This is a genomic window from Vibrio rotiferianus (genome assembly GCF_002214395.1).
GTDB lineage: Bacteria > Pseudomonadota > Gammaproteobacteria > Enterobacterales > Vibrionaceae > Vibrio > Vibrio rotiferianus.
In genome coordinates, this window is sequence record NZ_CP018311.1 from 1,674,936 (window position 1) to 1,691,744 (window position 16,809).

At 43.7% G+C, this 16,809-nt stretch carries 15 protein-coding genes; 9 read left to right on the plus strand and 6 right to left on the minus strand.

Annotated elements, in window-relative coordinates:
- Positions 1-20: 20 nt before the first annotated feature.
- Genes BSZ04_RS07770 through nirD form a run of 4 tightly spaced genes read left to right on the plus strand, consistent with a single transcriptional unit; the run spans position 21 to position 4,700 of the window.
- The gene (locus BSZ04_RS07770) at positions 21-986 is read left to right on the plus strand and encodes an ABC transporter permease (protein ID WP_012842517.1); all 966 of its coding nucleotides are present in this window, start codon (positions 21-23) and stop codon (positions 984-986) included.
- An 11-nt stretch (positions 987-997) separates the two neighbouring features.
- Positions 998-1,834: an ABC transporter ATP-binding protein gene (locus BSZ04_RS07775; RefSeq protein WP_088880076.1), complete on the plus strand. Its 837-nt coding sequence runs from the start codon at positions 998-1,000 to the stop codon at positions 1,832-1,834.
- A gap of 10 nt (positions 1,835-1,844) precedes the next feature.
- Positions 1,845-4,364, plus strand: coding sequence for a nitrite reductase large subunit NirB (gene nirB, locus BSZ04_RS07780; RefSeq protein WP_088880077.1), 2,520 nt, complete (start codon positions 1,845-1,847; stop codon positions 4,362-4,364).
- Positions 4,365-4,700, plus strand: coding sequence for a nitrite reductase small subunit NirD (gene nirD, locus BSZ04_RS07785; protein WP_038889324.1), 336 nt, complete (start codon positions 4,365-4,367; stop codon positions 4,698-4,700).
- Between the two features lie 98 nt (positions 4,701-4,798).
- Here nirD and BSZ04_RS07790 read toward each other — a convergent pair whose 3' ends face one another.
- Together BSZ04_RS07790 and BSZ04_RS07795 are read right to left on the minus strand one after the other, a co-directional pair.
- Positions 4,799-5,203, minus strand: a complete 405-nt coding sequence (locus BSZ04_RS07790) for a PPC domain-containing DNA-binding protein (RefSeq protein WP_038886796.1) — start codon at positions 5,201-5,203, stop codon at positions 4,799-4,801.
- Position 5,204: 1 nt separating this feature from the next.
- The gene (locus tag BSZ04_RS07795) at positions 5,205-5,780 is read right to left on the minus strand and encodes a TetR/AcrR family transcriptional regulator (RefSeq protein WP_005375904.1); all 576 of its coding nucleotides are present in this window, start codon (positions 5,778-5,780) and stop codon (positions 5,205-5,207) included.
- 284 nt (positions 5,781-6,064) lie between these two features.
- Between BSZ04_RS07795 and BSZ04_RS07800 the strand changes: the two genes are divergently transcribed.
- The 3 genes from BSZ04_RS07800 to BSZ04_RS07810 all read left to right on the plus strand — a co-directional run bounded on the left by BSZ04_RS07800 (position 6,065) and on the right by BSZ04_RS07810 (position 8,871).
- Positions 6,065-6,679, plus strand: coding sequence for a glutathione S-transferase (locus BSZ04_RS07800; RefSeq protein ID WP_088880078.1), 615 nt, complete (start codon positions 6,065-6,067; stop codon positions 6,677-6,679).
- Positions 6,680-6,933: 254 nt separating this feature from the next.
- A complete protein-coding gene (locus BSZ04_RS07805; RefSeq protein WP_071235930.1) occupies positions 6,934-7,194 on the plus strand; it encodes a hypothetical protein in 261 nt (86 codons plus the stop codon).
- 21 nt (positions 7,195-7,215) lie between these two features.
- Positions 7,216-8,871, plus strand: a complete 1,656-nt coding sequence (locus BSZ04_RS07810; protein ID WP_088880080.1) for a SpoIIE family protein phosphatase — start codon at positions 7,216-7,218, stop codon at positions 8,869-8,871.
- A 45-nt stretch (positions 8,872-8,916) separates the two neighbouring features.
- On the opposite strand, the gene BSZ04_RS07815 is transcribed toward BSZ04_RS07810, so the two are convergent.
- The 4 genes from BSZ04_RS07815 to BSZ04_RS07830 all read right to left on the minus strand — a co-directional run bounded on the left by BSZ04_RS07815 (position 8,917) and on the right by BSZ04_RS07830 (position 14,827).
- Positions 8,917-10,338 carry an amidohydrolase family protein gene (locus BSZ04_RS07815; RefSeq protein WP_088880081.1) on the minus strand — a complete coding sequence of 474 codons (1,422 nt, stop codon included), beginning with the start codon at positions 10,336-10,338 and terminating at the stop codon, positions 8,917-8,919.
- Positions 10,339-10,559: 221 nt separating this feature from the next.
- Positions 10,560-10,748 carry a hypothetical protein gene (locus BSZ04_RS07820; protein WP_010452277.1) on the minus strand — a complete coding sequence of 63 codons (189 nt, stop codon included), beginning with the start codon at positions 10,746-10,748 and terminating at the stop codon, positions 10,560-10,562.
- Positions 10,749-11,018: 270 nt separating this feature from the next.
- Positions 11,019-12,566 (minus strand): response regulator, encoded by a 1,548-nt coding sequence (locus tag BSZ04_RS07825; RefSeq protein WP_167381303.1) that lies wholly within the window; start codon positions 12,564-12,566, stop codon positions 11,019-11,021.
- Positions 12,567-12,697: 131 nt separating this feature from the next.
- Positions 12,698-14,827 (minus strand): serine/threonine-protein kinase, encoded by a 2,130-nt coding sequence (locus BSZ04_RS07830; RefSeq protein ID WP_088880083.1) that lies wholly within the window; start codon positions 14,825-14,827, stop codon positions 12,698-12,700.
- A gap of 313 nt (positions 14,828-15,140) precedes the next feature.
- Between BSZ04_RS07830 and tagH the strand changes: the two genes are divergently transcribed.
- Together tagH and tssJ are read left to right on the plus strand one after the other, a co-directional pair.
- Positions 15,141-16,328: a type VI secretion system-associated FHA domain protein TagH gene (gene tagH / locus BSZ04_RS07835; protein ID WP_167381304.1), complete on the plus strand. Its 1,188-nt coding sequence runs from the start codon at positions 15,141-15,143 to the stop codon at positions 16,326-16,328.
- A gap of 15 nt (positions 16,329-16,343) precedes the next feature.
- Positions 16,344-16,793, plus strand: coding sequence for a type VI secretion system lipoprotein TssJ (tssJ, locus tag BSZ04_RS07840; protein ID WP_088880085.1), 450 nt, complete (start codon positions 16,344-16,346; stop codon positions 16,791-16,793).
- Positions 16,794-16,809 lie beyond the last annotated feature (16 nt).

Sequence of the window (16,809 nt, forward strand, 5' to 3'; positions counted from 1 at the left end):
TAAATTTCTTAGGAGTGAGTATGTCTAGTAATGTCATTTCCCTTTTTCCTGCGAAGCAGGTAGTGAACCGAAGTCGGTTGGTGCTTTTGCCCGTCATTGGCTTGTTGATCTTTTTGGCAATGTGGCACTTAGCAGCGAGAGAAGTGCAAACCTCATTAGGTACGCTACCGGGACCTGTGCAAACTTTTCAGCAGTTCAGCAACCTTGTCGATGACCATTGGCAAGAGCGAGAAAAAGAACAAGCGTTTATCGAACGTCAGGAAAAACGCAATGCTGCGAAGTTAGCCAAGAATCCAGACGCGGAAGTGAAGATTCGTCCTTACACAGGTAAACCGACGTTCTTCGACCAAATCGTGACGAGCTTAGTGACTGTGACAGCGGGCTTTCTGCTGGCGACGGTTATCGCGATTCCACTTGGCATCGTGCTTGGTCTTAATCAAGGGCTGTATCAAGCGTTCAACCCAATCATTCAATTGCTCAAGCCCGTATCACCTTTGGCTTGGCTGCCTATCGTTACTATGGTGGTGAGTGCTACTTATGTGAGTGATGACCCGATGTTTGCTAAGTCGTTCATCAACTCACTGATCACAGTGGCGCTGTGTAGCTTATGGCCGACGCTGATTAATACCGCTGTGGGTGTAACGAGCGTTGATAAAGACTTAATCAACGTGAGCAAAGTGCTTCAACTTTCGTGGTGGCAGCACATTCGCACCATCGTTTTACCTTCTGCCATTCCAATGATCTTCACAGGTTTACGTCTCTCTTTAGGTATCGCTTGGATGGTGTTGATTGCGGCAGAAATGCTCGCGCAGAACCCTGGGTTAGGAAAGTTCGTTTGGGATGAATTCCAGAACGGCAGTTCAGCGTCATTGGGTCGCATCATGGTGGCAGTCATCACCATTGGTTTTATCGGTTTGATGCTCGATAGAGGCATGCTGCAACTTCAAAAGTGGCTGTCTTGGAATAAACAACAAGCGTTGAGATAAGGGAAACGATCATGGAAAAAGCATTATTAGATCTAACACGTTTAGGGATGCGATTCCCAACGCCAGATGGCGAGTTCATCGCACTCAAGAACGTCGATTTACAAATCAATAAAGGCGAGTTTGTATCCCTAATTGGACACTCTGGCTGCGGTAAATCAACGGTATTGAACTTGGTCGCAGGTCTGCACATGCCAACAGACGGCGGCGTGATCGTCGATGGACGAGAAGTAGCTGGGCCGGGACCAGACCGCGCAGTGGTGTTCCAAAACCATTCATTATTACCTTGGCTCACTGTGTATCAAAACGTTGAGCTCGCAGTAAAACAAGTTGCTGGTAAAAAGGGCAAAGTGTGGATTCAGGAACAAGTGAATCACTATTTGGAGCTGATTCAAATGCAGCATGCTGCGCACAAAAAGCCGGATGAAATCTCGGGTGGTATGAAGCAGCGAGTCGGCATCGCGAGAGCACTGGCACTTCAACCAAAGGTTTTGCTGATGGATGAACCATTTGGCGCGTTGGATGCGTTAACACGTGCGCACTTACAGGATGCACTGATGAAGATCCAAGCTGAGCTAAATAACACCGTCATCATGATTACCCATGACGTGGATGAAGCCGTGCTGCTATCTGACAAAATCGTGATGATGACTAACGGACCGGCAGCAACCATTGGAGAAGTGTTAGAAGTAAATCTACCTCGCCCTCGTGAGCGTGTAGCACTGGCAGATGATGCGCAGTATCAGAAGTGTCGACAAGCGGTGCTGAAGTTCCTTTACGAGAAGCAATCCAAAGTCGAGATTCCTGCTTCGAAAGAAGACAAACCCAAAACCGCAGCGCAAACGGCATAAGGAGGCAGCGATGAATAGTCCTTTAACGATTCCAGTAAAGAATGCATTGAGCCACATCGTTGTGGTAGGCAACGGCATGGTCGGGCAACACCTTGTCGAGCAATTAGTGCAGAAAAATGCGCATTTGGAGCACCGAATTACCGTGATTGGTGCAGAGCGTTTTATTGCGTATGACCGAGTACAGCTCTCTTCTTTATTTGCGGGTAAGTCTCATGATGATTTGATGCTGAGTAACCAAGAATGGTACGACATGCATGGCATCCAACTCGTACTTGGCAGCCAAGTAACAGGCATCGACAGAGAGCAAAAGCGCATTCTGCTTGATGGTGAAGATGTGCTGGGTTACGACCAACTTGTGCTCGCTACCGGTTCGTACCCATTTGTGCCGCCAATTGAAGGTAAAGACCGCGACAACGTGTTTGTCTACCGCACGCTTGATGACCTTTCACAAATAAAAAAGGCATGTGAAGGCGCAAGAACGGGCGCCGTGATTGGCGGTGGATTGTTGGGTTTAGAAGCGGCAAACGCACTCAAACTACTTGGGTTAGAGACTCACGTTATTGAATTTGCGCCTCGCCTGATGCCCGTACAGTTAGATGATGGTGCCGGCTTAGTGCTAAAAGAGAAGATTGAAGCGCTAGGGCTAACCGTTCACACCTCAACGGGTACGGAACGAATCTGCGATGGTGAAACGGCTAAGCATCGTATGGTGTTTAAAGACAAAGATCCTCTCGAAGTGGATGTTATTGTCTTCTCCGCAGGCATTCGCCCTCAAGATGAGTTAGCAAGGCTGGCTGAGCTAGAAGTAGGCGAGCGAGGTGGCATTGTGATTAACAACCAATGCCAAACCAGTGATGAGAACATATACGCGATTGGTGAATGTGCCCTTTGGGAGCAGAAGATCTTTGGTTTGGTCGCACCCGGTTACACCATGGCGAGAACCACCGCCGATGTCTTGACTGGGATGCCGAGCGAAGGTTTTAAAGGTGCAGACATGAGCACCAAGCTCAAGCTACTAGGGGTGGATGTGGCGTCTATCGGCGATGCACAAATGCAAACCGAAGGCGCACAAGAAATGGTGTTGCAAGATGCGGTTGCAGGCATCTACAAAAAGCTGGTGGTTGATGCGAGCGGCACCCAATTGCTCGGTGCGATTCTCGTTGGTGACAACAGTGACTACGATGCGCTCTTACAGTGTTATTTGAACAAAACGGTTCTACCAGACCACGCAGCGAACCTGCTGTTTGATACCGGAATTCTTGATGGAGAGATGCCAGACAGCGCCATCATCTGTTCTTGTCACAACGTCACAAAAGGCGACTTAGTTGCCGAGATACAAGCTGGCACCACCAACCTGACGGATCTTAAAGCCAACACCAAAGCCGGTACTGGCTGTGGTGGGTGTAGCAATATGGTGAAGTCGGTACTGGATACTCAACTGGCAGCTATGGGGGTAGAGGTTAACAACCACCTTTGTGAGCACTTTGAGTTAAGTCGCCAAGAGATGTTCCATATTTGCCAAGTGGAACAGATCAAAGACTTCGACATTTTAATTGCACTGCATGGCAAAGGGCATGGGTGTGATATTTGTAAGCCGACAGCGGCATCTGTGTTTGCTTCTTTGTGGAATGAACACATCATGGAGCCACAGCATCAATCTCTGCAAGATTCCAACGATGCCTTTATGGCGAACCTGCAAAAAGATGGCTCTTACTCGATTGTACCTCGTGTTCCGGGCGGCGAAATCACACCAGACAAACTCATCGTGCTAGGCGAAGTCGCTCAGCAATACGATCTGTACACCAAGATCACTGGCGGTCAGCGCGTGGATTTATTTGGTGCGCAGTTAGAGCAACTCCCAGAAATCTGGCAAACCTTGATTGATGTTGGTTTTGAAACAGGGCACGCCTACGGCAAATCGGTGCGCACTGTGAAATCTTGCGTCGGTTCTACGTGGTGTCGCTATGGTGTTGATGACTCGGTCGGATTAGCCATTGAGTTAGAGAACCGCTACAAAGGATTGCGAGCGCCCCATAAGCTTAAGTTTGCCGTATCGGGCTGTACTCGCGAGTGTGCAGAAGCACAAAGTAAAGACATTGGGGTGATCGCCACTGAAAACGGCTGGAATCTATACGTTTGTGGTAATGGTGGCATGAGACCAAGACACGCTGATTTGTTTGCATCCGACTTATCCAAATCAGAGTTGATCACCATGATTGACCGAGTTTTGATGTTCTACGTCAGCACCGCTGATCGCTTGCAGCGTACGTCTGTGTGGATGGAGAGCATGGAAGGGGGCTTAGATTACCTTAAGCAAGTGATTCTGGATGACTCTCTCAACCTATGTGATTCTTTGGATGAACAAATGGCACGAGTCGTAGATACCTATCAATGTGAGTGGAAGAGTACGTTGGATAATCCTCAAAAATTGCAACGCTTCCGTCCTTTCTTGAACAGCACGTTGGGCAGCAAAGTCTTGCCGTACCAACGTGTGCGCGGTCAGCGTATTCCCGTGAAACAGGAGGTGTAAATGGCAGCTTTAACCAAAGTGAAATTGTGTCGGCTTGATGAACTAATGCCGTTCATCGGTGCCACGGTGTTGATTGAAGGCGAGCATGTCGCGTTATTCTACATTCCTGATAGCGGTGTTTACGCCGTTCAAGATTGGGATCCAATTGGTAAGGCTTATGTGATGAGTCGAGGGATTGTCGGTGATATCGATGGTGAGATGTGTGTTGCATCACCACTGTACAAACAGCATTTCAGCTTAAAGAGCGGGCAGTGTTTGGAAGACGAAGCGCACGGTCTAAAAACGTGGCAAGTAACGGTCGACGATAATCAGGTTTGTTACTTAGTCGAAGAATGATCCTCGATATTAGCTTGCTCGATATGAGTAAATTCTTAGCGTAAGCGATAAGCGAATAAAGCTCCAGAGACACCACAGTATGGCTCTGGAGCTTTAAATTATTTGGAAGGGTTCACTTGTAGTTCGGTATAGCCAGTCGAGTCGTCCATCGCTCTGGTAAACTCAAGTTCTGGATAAGAATGGATGATCAATTCTGCGGTAGTATCAATCACTGTGCCTTCTAGCAAATGCCCACCCCAAACTCGTCCTTCACGATCAGAGACTGATATATGAACGTGTTGATGTTCAGGCGTTAGGGTTCCCATCACAGAGACGATTTCAAATGGCTCTTGTTTGGTTAACGTGCTTTCTGCACCTGCCAAACGAAGGTTGAGGTCAGAGACACAACCAACACATGAAGCAATCGAGCCTGCCTTGATATCGTGCTCCGCGACCAATTTCGCTAGGCTCAGCTTTAAGTCCATGCCTTTGGTAAGACGTACTGCTATCACTTCAATCGACATATTACTTCCTAATCAAAACCAGCAAGCAGGAAAGCGCCGTATCTAAGTCGGCATAACGTTTGGCTTTGCCAAGTACGCGCATGCCTTGCATGTTGTTGAGAACGAAACGAGCGAGTTCTTCTGGTTTCAGCGTTTTCGGCACTAAGGTTTCTTTTTGCGCATTGGTCAGCGCATCCGCAATGATGTCGATAAGATGGTCAAATAAGAAATGCCCTTTGCGCAGTACGTCATCGTCTTCACCTGCATGCTCAATCAACGCATTTTGAATAAAACACCCACAGTTGCGTTTGCGCTGCAGCTCAGCAAAAGATTTAAGGAACGATTCCAACTCAGGTAAAGACGCGTCGTCTTTTTCCAAATCATTCAGTGACGGTAGCGAGACCTTTTTCAAGTAAGTATCGAGCGCTTCGTAGTAGAGCTGTTGCTTGTCACCATAGGTGTTGTAAAGACTGAAGCGGTTGATGTTCAACTCGTCGGTGAGATCCGAGATAGACGTGTTCGCAAAGCCCTTGCGCCAAAACACATCCATAGCCACGAGAAGCTTTTCATCTCGGTCGAAGTTGGCTTTTCTTGCCATAAATTACCTGCCTGGGTCTGCTTATCGGGTAATTAAATTGCTTTGGAGGGATGGTACAGAGAACCTATAGCGTTCGAACTGAACCAATATGATGAATACCCATCTATTCTTGGGTATCAGCCCCCAAATTCATGTGAACTCACAAACGGCATCAAAAATCTCGCTCAGCAAACAGACCCACAACTGTTTGAAAATTTTTGATAGTGAAGTTCTTGACTGATCGTTTATAAACTGGCTACAGTATATCCTAACCAATCGGTTAGAAAAAGATAAAAGGATGTGAAATGAAGCTCTATGAAACCGCAATGACTCCAAGTTGTAAGCGAGTTAGCATTTTTCTGAAGGAAATCGGAGGCGAGGTTGAGCGAATTGCGCTGAACGTTCGAGAGGGCGATAACCTATCTGAAGCGTTTAAATCGAAAAGCGTGAACGGCAAAGTACCTCTACTGGAATTGGATGATGGCACGACAATCTGTGAAAGCGTGGCGATTTGTCGTTACCTAGATGAAGCGTTTGAAAATGATCTGGCTCTGTTTGGTGCGAACCAGCTCGAACGTGCTCAGGTGGAAATGTGGCATCGTGTGGTGGAGTTCCAAGGTTTGTACACGGCTTTTCAGGCGTTTCGCAATATCACGGCAATTTACCAAGACCGTGAAAACTGTGTTGCTGCGTGGGGTGACGAGTCGAAATCTCGCGTATTAGAATTCCTACCAACTCTCGACAAGCGTCTGTCAGAGAGCGAGCATATCGCGACGGACAACTTCACCATCGTAGATATTACCGGCTACATTTTTGTTGGTTTTGCTGTAAATGGTTTGAGTATTGAAGTGTTCAAAAATTACCCAAATATTGCGCGTTGGTTTGAACAAGTATCGGTGCGTAAAGCGTTTAAAGGTTAACTTCTAGCGCGATTTTTCCAAGCAGCAAGGCTTTTGTAGACTTGCTGCTTTTTGTCGTTTTAAACGCAAAGATATTCAATTTGCTCAGGTTTTCTCTTCTTTTTCTGCCTTTCTCCTATAATTAACTTTGATAATAAAACAACCTCAATTGGCTCTCACGGCGTTTTGGAACGTTACGTTCTTAGTTTGTAGACGTCCCAATCATTATTGGAATTCATCAAGTAATGAAGGACACCAAGCGACAAGGAGAGGTTATGCGTGTTCGAAGTAAAACCCTTAATGGCGTGCTGTGTACACTGCTCGTAGCGTCTGTATGCGGACTCGTTGCAATGTATCAAAGTCACACTCAGCAACATCAGCAAATTGAGTTGCTGCGCGGGCAATTGATGGAAAAAGAAAACCAAATTGTCATCTCGAATGAGGCGTTATCTTACACCCGTTATCAACACCAACTTTTAGCAGAAGATTACAACCGCTTTAGAGATGAACAATCCATAAGTAGCGTGCTGCAATAACGCAAACAAGCAAGGAGACGCATGAAGTCCATATTGTTGGTTGACGACAGTAAAACGGTTCTGCTTTACATGACCAGCGCATTGCAAAAGCAAGGATATGAAGTCATTGCCGTTGAAGATGGTGAGTCTGCTTTAGAGGTGCTGACTCACCGAACTGATCTTCAGTTTGTACTCAGCGATTTGATGATGCCGGGTATTAGTGGCATTGAGCTTTGTCGTGAGCTTAAGTCGTCGGCGTTTTCACGTTACATCTTCTTTGTGCTTCTCTCTTCGCGTAACGATCAAGACTCCATCATCAAAGGTATGGATGCAGGCGCCGATGACTTTGTTGATAAGAAGACTTCTGTCGCTGAGCTGCAAGCGCGCATTCGAGCGGGCTTTCGTACGTTAGAGCTGCACAATACGCTCACCACGAAAAACCAAGAACTCAACTTGGCCTATCAAACTATTCAACAAGACTTGGATTCTGCTGGGGAACTAATGGAGCAGTTGTTACCCGTGGAAGAAGAGATTCACACGGCACAATTCAGCTTTACTTATGTCCCTTGTACCAAGATTGGCGGGGATATGTTGGGTTATGTGGAGCTTGATGATTCCCACGTCGCGTTTTATGTCTTCGATGTTTCCGGACACGGTATTTCTTCGGCGTTGATGGCGTTCTCGATTCAACAAACTTTGTCACAACGTAACAAATCGGAGTCGATAACGTTAGATTGGAGTGACAACGAATACCGCATCAGTAAGCCTGCCGCGGTGATTGAAAGGCTTAATCGACGCTACCAGCAAACGCAAAACAGCAAGCTCTATTTCACTATCGAATACGCCGTGTTGAACACCGAAACTGGTGAACTGAATTATTGCACTGCAGGGCACCCTAAATTTGTTTGGCAACAGACGGAACAAAACCGCTTGGAACTTGTTGGCGACAACAACTTCATCGTCGGGGCATTGGAACCGATGATGTACCAAGGTGGAAGTATCCAACTTAAGCCTAATGACGCGCTTTGGTTTTTCTCCGATGGTTTATTGGAAGCCAAGCAAGGCAAGGAACTTTACGGCATTGATCGACTGCTATCCAATATCGAAGGGAGTAAAGCGATGCCAGAAAAAGCACAAACCAATGCCGTTTTAGAACAAGTGCAAAACTGGCAAGGAAAACCAGAACTCGACGATGATGTGAGTTTGTTGAAAGTGCAATGGTTGGGCTGTGCACAATCGCAAGCCCTTAATTCGACGAGTGCGGTATTCCAGAAATCGTATCAAGCATCTTTAGAGGTTTCGCGCCAAGCCAGCTTAGAATTGGTTGAGTTCCTCACACTGCATTCTGTCTCTTCTCATGCAACACAAGCCTTGGAGTTATGCGTGGTAGAACTGATGAACAATGCTTTTATTCATGCCTATCAAGAACAAGCAGGAAAAACGGTTGAGTTAGAATGCGAAGTGATTCAAGGGGAAAAAACAAAAGTTGAACTGCGCGTGGCTGATTACGGAAACGGTATTGATGAAGATACGTTCAAAGATCACATCTCTAAGCAGATTGAAGCGCCCAACTTGTTCGATGAAAACAGTTGGCTGCCTTCTGGGCGAGGGCTGATATTGATCGCTCAAATGACAGATGGTTTTTCGGTGTGCAGCCAAGCTGGAAGGAACGAGTTTACGGTGATTAAATCGTCTTAGTTCGATAAAAACTCACCCCGCAAAGGCGAGGTGAGTTGTATTTGATTACAGTTTGTTTTTAAAGATCTGACCATCTTTCATGATGAGATCCATTTCTGTTAGGTGAGAACCGTCTGGCTTCGCATCGTTGGTAAACCAAGTCTCACGTCCGCCGACTAAGGTAATGTCTTCTAGCGGGTTACCATCAATAAGTAAGATATCTGCGTAAGCACCAACCTCAATCACACCGATTTTGCCGTCTGAATATGGGTTAATCCAATCTTCCATCAACTCTGCTGGGATTCGACCGCCGACCGAAGTCATTGCTTTAAGTGCATTGTAGTTTCCAAAGAACTTCGCGTTTAGGTAAATCTCATGCGCAATTTGTTTTGCACAGGTCGATGCAACGCCAACACAGTCGGTATTAAACGCGCGATAGTCTGGGTTCACCTCATTGACGTTATCAACGTAAGAGTCGAAAGCTTTTTGCGCCGAATGCAGCTTCGCTTGGATCATTGGATCTTGCACTACAGGCGTCTTCGCAAGTTCTGGAGAAAACGCAGTTAGGTTTGTCACCAAGAATGCACCTTCTTCTTTAAAGCGTTTATGGTGCTCAGGTGAATACATAAAGCCGTGCTCAATGGTCTTCACACCTGTATCTAGCGCTTGGTTAATCGCTTTTTCTGAATAAGCGTGTGTCGATACGTAAGATCCATATGAGTTCGCGATATCAACGGCCGCTTTCAGTTCCGAATCTAGCAATGACTGGTACTGCCACGGGTCGAACTTAGACGACACACCACCAGATTGGAATACCTTTAAAAACTGCGCGCCCTGACGGAAGTTGTATCGACCTTGTTCATGAATCGCATCCACACCAGCAGGTGTCGACATGATATTCAGGATCTCTAGGTTTTGAGGTGAATCCGTTAGGCGACGAGATTGCAGACCAACGTCAGAGTGACCACCAATAGGGGCGATAGGCGCGCCAGAAACAAAAGTACGAGGGAAGGCGTTCAAGCGACCGTCGCGCTCCATGTCTGTCCATGAGCCTTCGGCACCTCCAACATCACGAATTGTTGAGAAACCCATATTTAGGTACATCTCACCAAAGCCTTGAGCATGAACCGCGATTTCCGACCAACGCATATCGTTTGTGCCCAATAAGCCTTTTGGCAATGCAAGGTGCATGTGTGATTCCACCAAGCCCGGCATCAAGGTTCTGCCTTCGCCATCAATGACTTTAGCGTCGCTAGGTACGTCGGCATGACCATCAGTGATCGCGGTGATTTTATTGCCCGTTACAACAACCGAGCGGTTCTTATACAGCTTGTTATCGGTACCGTTAAAGATATTCACGTTAGTGAACACGGTAACCTGGGGTTGCTCGACAACCGTTTCGGTTTGAGAAGTGGTAACCACTGGTGCAGCTGTCAGTGAGCCAGCAACAAAAGCAAGAGAAGTTGCGATAAGTGTTTTCTTAAGCATAAAAACCTCGTTGAATTTCAACCTGAATTTGGGAACTGAGGCTATCTTAGGAAAATAGACTTGAACTGGATTGCCATTTCGCGACAGTTGGATGCTTTGGAAGATAGGTAAGTTATGGGGGTAGGTTAGATTCAGGCATGTAGTATTGCCTTTAGTGAAATATGCCTGTGTTGCATCGCCAATTGATAGCAGTTTCCATTGTTCAAACTAGCATGGCTCACTTAATCATCTTTACTATTATCTATAGACAGCAGGGCGTTTAACTCTTCTTGAGAGAGGATATCCATGATTGACGAGTGTTTGTGCGCGTCTTCTAAAGACAGTTGCGCTTTATTTATTAGGTATCTTTTTTGAGTATCGCTTAAGTCATCCAACTTAGCGAGCAGTTCTCTGAAACGAATATCGTCCATCTCGTTACCTCCTATGGCGATATTGAGAGTTTAGGTTGTGGTATCCTGAATACTCAAGTTATCCCTAATAGGTAATTATTTATCTGGGTGTTATCTTTCGAGTTGTGAGATACCAAGAAGTTCAGCCCGGTTTGCCACATTCTGTAGTTGTTTGATTAATATAGAAGCGTTTTCATAGTTGCTCATGTAGGTCAGAATACACCAGTTATTACTTCCAGATCGCTGCCTACCTATTGATTCACGACTCCAAAATCAGGCATTCATTCTCCTTTATGAGAAATCGAAGTTAAAAGGTTTGGGGAGTTGGGGGGCATGAGAACCTAAAGAAAAGTCCTTAACCCAAACCAACCAGTTTGGAGGGAGTGCAAGTTGGGTTAGACTTTTTAGTGTTGCCGTTGTCTCATGCACACCTGAGTGCGAGTGTTGCTTAACTAAGTAATTGAGTTTTGCTTCAATAGAAAACGGGAACTCTTCGATTGATACACCATCACCAGAGCCACGATTATTACAACGAGCTATATACTCAACCTCGGGTTCACTTTGCTTGTAATCCAAAATAAATTGGAGGGAATTCTGTAATTCAAACTCGCCAAAAAACTCCATCAAAGGTATCGCTAAACGCAATATTATAGCTGGGCAAGCAAGTAAGTTTTTATAGTAAAGGCTAATAGAAAGTAACAGCTTTTGATGTGCCTCTTCAGGTCTTGATTCTTTCAAAAGCAAGTTGCATTGCATGATCTGTTTTAACGCACTTAAATCTGCTTTCTGACTCTGATTCAACTGGCCAAATGCGATTTCACAAAAGTGATTTAGCTTAGTTAGTAACTCTCTTTTCTCTCTAATATTAGTGAGTTGACCGTAGAGGTTTGATACGAACTCAACGTAACAACTGATCGCGAACAGCCAGTTTGGATCGGTTGGTGATAAACGCGCAGCGTAGGTTAACCCAATTTCAAATAGTTTCTCTTTTTTATGTAGTTTACTCGCTATTCTGGACACGCTGATCATTCGGCAACTATTACTTGGTGTTAGAGAAAAGGCTCTATCTGCAAGTAACAGCGCGTTGGACAATTGCCGCTGAGACTCGTACAACCCCGCTAAATTATCCATTGCTCTCAAGCAGAGTGGTTTTCTTGCAACATAATCGGCGAGTAATTGAATTGCATGGAAAACTGACCCTTCCTCTTTAAGTAGGTAGGCTTGAGCGCACACTAAACTGGCGTGATCTTTGTGTTGGCAAAAAGGTAGGAAGTGCTTCAGCAAATTGAGGCGGTTATGTTTGACGAGCGTGTCGATAATTAAGGATTCAACACAAATGCTATTTTGATATTTTGATTTTAGAGAGATAACCTTTTGTAACGTTAAGTGGCTGAAAAGGTTAAGTTCTCGTTCAACGTCGGAGATTTGCTGTTGCTCTTGGAGTGCTAGCTGTATCTTATGGGATAACGCTTTGGTTTGGAGAGGTTTTTTAAGGAAGTGCCTAACGTGTCCCGACAGTGAGGTAGCGACAGTCTCTTGCCGAGCATCGCCTGAAATCATCAGAACTGCGGTTAGGTGAGATATCAGTTTAGACCGTAGCATCAAGTTTAACAGCTCAACCCCGGTAAGCTCATTCCCCAAATGGTAATCGAGAATAATGAAAGAGTAGAATCGAGATTTCACGGCTTTAAACGCGTCTGCAGCGTTATTGACACAAGTTATATTGGATTGACTCACATCGAGCGATTGTAGCTGATGCTTGATCAACAGACTGGCTGTTTCACAATCATCAACTATCAGTATATTAATTTGGCTAACTTGGACCTTCTTAATACTCAAAATGCGATCCTTTGTGTCATAACTCCTTCTTATAATGTAGTAATCTAGTTGCATAATGGCAAGACATATCACTTTTAATTTAGTGAGTTAGCACGTTTTACTTAAGAAGATGTCTCAACGAGCGACTTTTATTAGCTTCTTTCCATCTGTTGCATAAGAGCGTTGGCTTTTTGCATTGCTCGCCTTGCACTTTTAGCCTTACGCTTGTTCAAAAGAATGTCTGAGAAGTCTAGGTACTTATTAGCAATTTGGAACTTCAATGCGTTGATATCTTCGAAACTTTCAGGAAACCGCTTAGATAGTACGTTGAGGTCGTCAACGAGTTTGTCGAGATGAACCGTTGTCTTTGCTTTCTCTAAGCGGAAATGCAAACCATCAAAATCCTCTTTATACAAAATTCTTGCAGCGTGAGTTGGGAAAGGTAGTGGCGTATTTGAATCTAAAGATTGAATATACAACTTCATCTCTAGTATAGAGTCTTTCATTTGGTTGCTCGTGACCAACTTATCTTTATATTCCTCGACGCCAGAAAAAAACGTGTTGCCAACTTTTAGCAAAGAAACGAGAGAGGCTGCGTCTTTTTCTTTAAGCGCTTCAGTTAATTGTTGGCCAAACACCTCTGAGGCTAGCGAACTTGGTACAAAACGGTACTCACGATGAATCGTATTTAAATCGTGTTTCAGATCGTAAATAGAACGTACATCGGGCTCTTTGACGTAACGTGACTTTTCGAGGTGACTATTGATTTGTCGGGATATTGATAGCAAGGTCGAGTGCTTGCTAGATTGAATGTCTACGGACAAAACTTCTATTTTGTGAGAGTCAGGGTAGTAACTCCTCGCATTAGATAGCACAAGTTCAATTTGATCATAGTTTGGATAGCTAGTGTTGCTTGTGTTTAGGATACTATCAATCTCAGATTCAAACTGTCCGAGAATACTCTCTTTGTGTACGCGTAAATAGCCTTCCTTGATAACAGGGTGCACAGTTACTTCACTGTCAATGAGCTGTTTAGCTTCAGTAGCAGTTAGCTTCAGTAAGTCTAGCTGTTCACTTAATGCCTCTTCACTTTTCTTTAAGGTTAACGCTAATTCTGAAATTTTATCTTGTTGGTGCTGGAAGGTATAAGCTGCGCCAATAGCTAAAATTACGGTTGCAGCCAGTGGAGTGATTAGCTTCAAGTGGTTCTTATTAAGCTTAGCTAATAGTAGCCGTGCATTTACATCTTCTTTCACACTGCCACTATTGAGGATAGAGGCTAAAACAGGCCACTTGCTAAATGGAAGGTTGTTGGGCTTTACAACTTTTAGGCTTTTCTTTAAGGCTTCATTGACAGGGGTTCTGTTATAAGGGTGCTTACAAGATAGCAATTCATAAATAATGCAACAGAAAGCGAATAAATCATCTTGAAACTTTGGTTCTTTCCCTTCAAGAACTCGTTTTGATGCGTAATTTGGAGTGTAGCCCAACGTGTCAAGACTTTGAGATTGTCGCCTAGCCGCATACTTATCTTGTTGTACCCTGTGAGTCTTGGATACTCCGAAATCAAGTAGCTTAACGTTGCCTTCAGGTGTGATCATAATATTAGCAGGTTTTAGATCGGCATGGACAACGCCTTTCGTATGAGCGTAATCAAGGGCATTGAGTGCCTGCCCAACAATACTCATAGTGGCAGAAAAAGATAACCCATTTGGCCTAGAACGTTGAATTAATTGCTCTAGTGTTTCGCCGTCGACATACTCCATGACCAAAAAGTACACGTTAGCATCTACGCCGAAATCATAGACTCTAAGTATATTGGGATGGCTCAGCTTCTGAGTTTGTTGTGCTTCTCTAATCAGCATGCGGGCAGTTTCAGGCTGTTCAGCGAACTCATTCTGAAGGATCTTCAATGCAACGTGAGGGTTATCTGCACCGGAAGAATCAAGGATTATATCCTTGGCTAAATAGACATCACATAGCCCTCCGTGACCAATCAGAGATTCAATTTCATATCGATTCTTGATGACCTTTCCGAGCAGAGGGTTAGCATCCAGAGTAGATGCAGATTTAGTGGGATTTTGATTATTAATTGCATTCTCAACGTCGTTGCAAATTTGAGATGAATTTTCACTTCTAATGCTATTCGATTTGAAGTTACCCTCAGTTTTTATATTTCTTCTATTAACTTTATTGTTGTCTTTCTTTTGACTCTTTACAACTTTCGTTTTATCACCATCAGATCTATTAATAATAGATTTGTCTTTATTACTGTCAGCCATCAAAATTGCTCCATAAATAATGATGAGTGAAATATATTATTTCCTATCTACATAAAAATGATTAGATTCCTATTTCTCGGTCAAGCTAACATCAGAAATTTGACGTATGAAATCTAATGCGTCAAAACTTTGAACTCTGCTGTATTATTGGAGTAATTCAAAATTCACTTATTGCTTTGGGTTGAAAATGATTCATTATTCTTCTCGTGTAATTAATTAGTGCTCTTTTCTAAACTATTTACTTAGTTTTAAATATGGTTATTGATTTAATTGTATTTTATTTTTTTCTAAGTGAATTTTCAGCGAGGTTTATTTGATGTTGCTTTTAAGCATTACAAGTTTTCACAAGTTTACTCCAGAGATTGAAACGGATTTCAAATTTAATGAAGGAAGTGAACATGCTAAAGCTACATTTGGCCGCTCAGAAGGTTGTGATTGGACTTTGCCAGACCCTGAACGAGTAGTATCTAGCTTACATGGTGAACTAGTCAAATTTGGTGACACATTTTTAATTCGCGATATGTCCACCAATGGTATTTTTGTTAATAACGCCGTAAGCCCGATCGGGCAAGGGAATGAAGCTCTCTTGAATGATGGTGACACGTTATCTATTGGTGATTACCAAGTTACGGTGGAAGTCACTTCTGAGAGCGAAATTGTATCAACTAGGTTAGACAATATTGCAGCTGAAAAGCACCACAAGACTCTCGTGCCAACAGCTAAATCGGACTACGATGATTTCGGCTTTAGTATACCAGAAGTGCTGGAAACCAATCCAAAAGAGGAATGTAGCACTCAATTAGATATTGGTTTGACCGACGACTTTTTTGATGTGAGTGACACGCCACATATTATTGAGAATAAGCCTGAAGAAGATGGACTTCGGGATAACAAATCATCGATTAATGTTGGAGGGTGCGAGGAGTTAAACGCATTCATTACTGGGCTTGGTATAAACCCGCAATTGATACCTCAAAGCAACAAAGAAGACTGGTACAAGCAACTTGGAGAGTCATTTTCTCTGATGTTACTCGGTTTGATGGAAACACTACACAAGCGAGCTCAATTTAAGCAAAACAATCGGCTTAACCATACTGCATTTCAAAAGCAAGAAAATAACCCATTGAAGTTCTCTGCTAACTTAGAAGACGCAATTCACAATTTGTATAATAGACAGACTTCCAGCTTTATAGATCCCAATGCAGCTATTCGAGAAGCATTTCTAGATATCGAAAAACATGAGAGCGCTTTGATGAAGGGGGTTGAAGGTTCAGTGCTTGGTGTTATGTCCCTCATGGATCCAGAGTCAATCTCAATATCAAATCAAAGTGGCAGTTCGCTAATTAACAAGATTAAGCCGTCAAGAAAATATGTCACCAATTGGAGAAATTTCCAAAATATACACCGTCAACTTTTTGATGAGATAGTAAATAGTGATACGCCTTTTTATTTGGATGATTTTGCTAAATATTATGATTCATCACAGCGTGGGGAACATTAGAAGAAGGAATTTAGTATGTTGAGAATGTTTTTAATATTGTTTTTGTTAATTATTATTGTAGGTTGTAGTGCCGCAAATTTTGTTGTTAAGCCTTATTCTAATTTTGAAGTAAAGTCAGCGCATAATATCAATCCGGACTCAAATGGAAGGCCGTCACCTGTTGTGTTTTATGTGTTTGAGCTTACTTCTGATACTATTTTTTCTAATCAGGATTTCTTTTCGTTATATGAAAATCCGGAAAAAGTACTTGGTCCAGATCTCGTTAATAAATTTGAGTTTTCGCTGACACCAGACTCAGTGGAAAACTATCAAGCAAGTATGAACCCTAAAACAGAGTTTATTGGGCTAGTTGCAGCTTTCAGGGATATAGAAAACTCTAATTGGCGACAAGTTATCAAAGTAGATAAAACTGGCTATAACACTTATGAAGTCTTGATTGATGATTTATCACTAGTAGTAAAATAAATATTGGCAATAATAA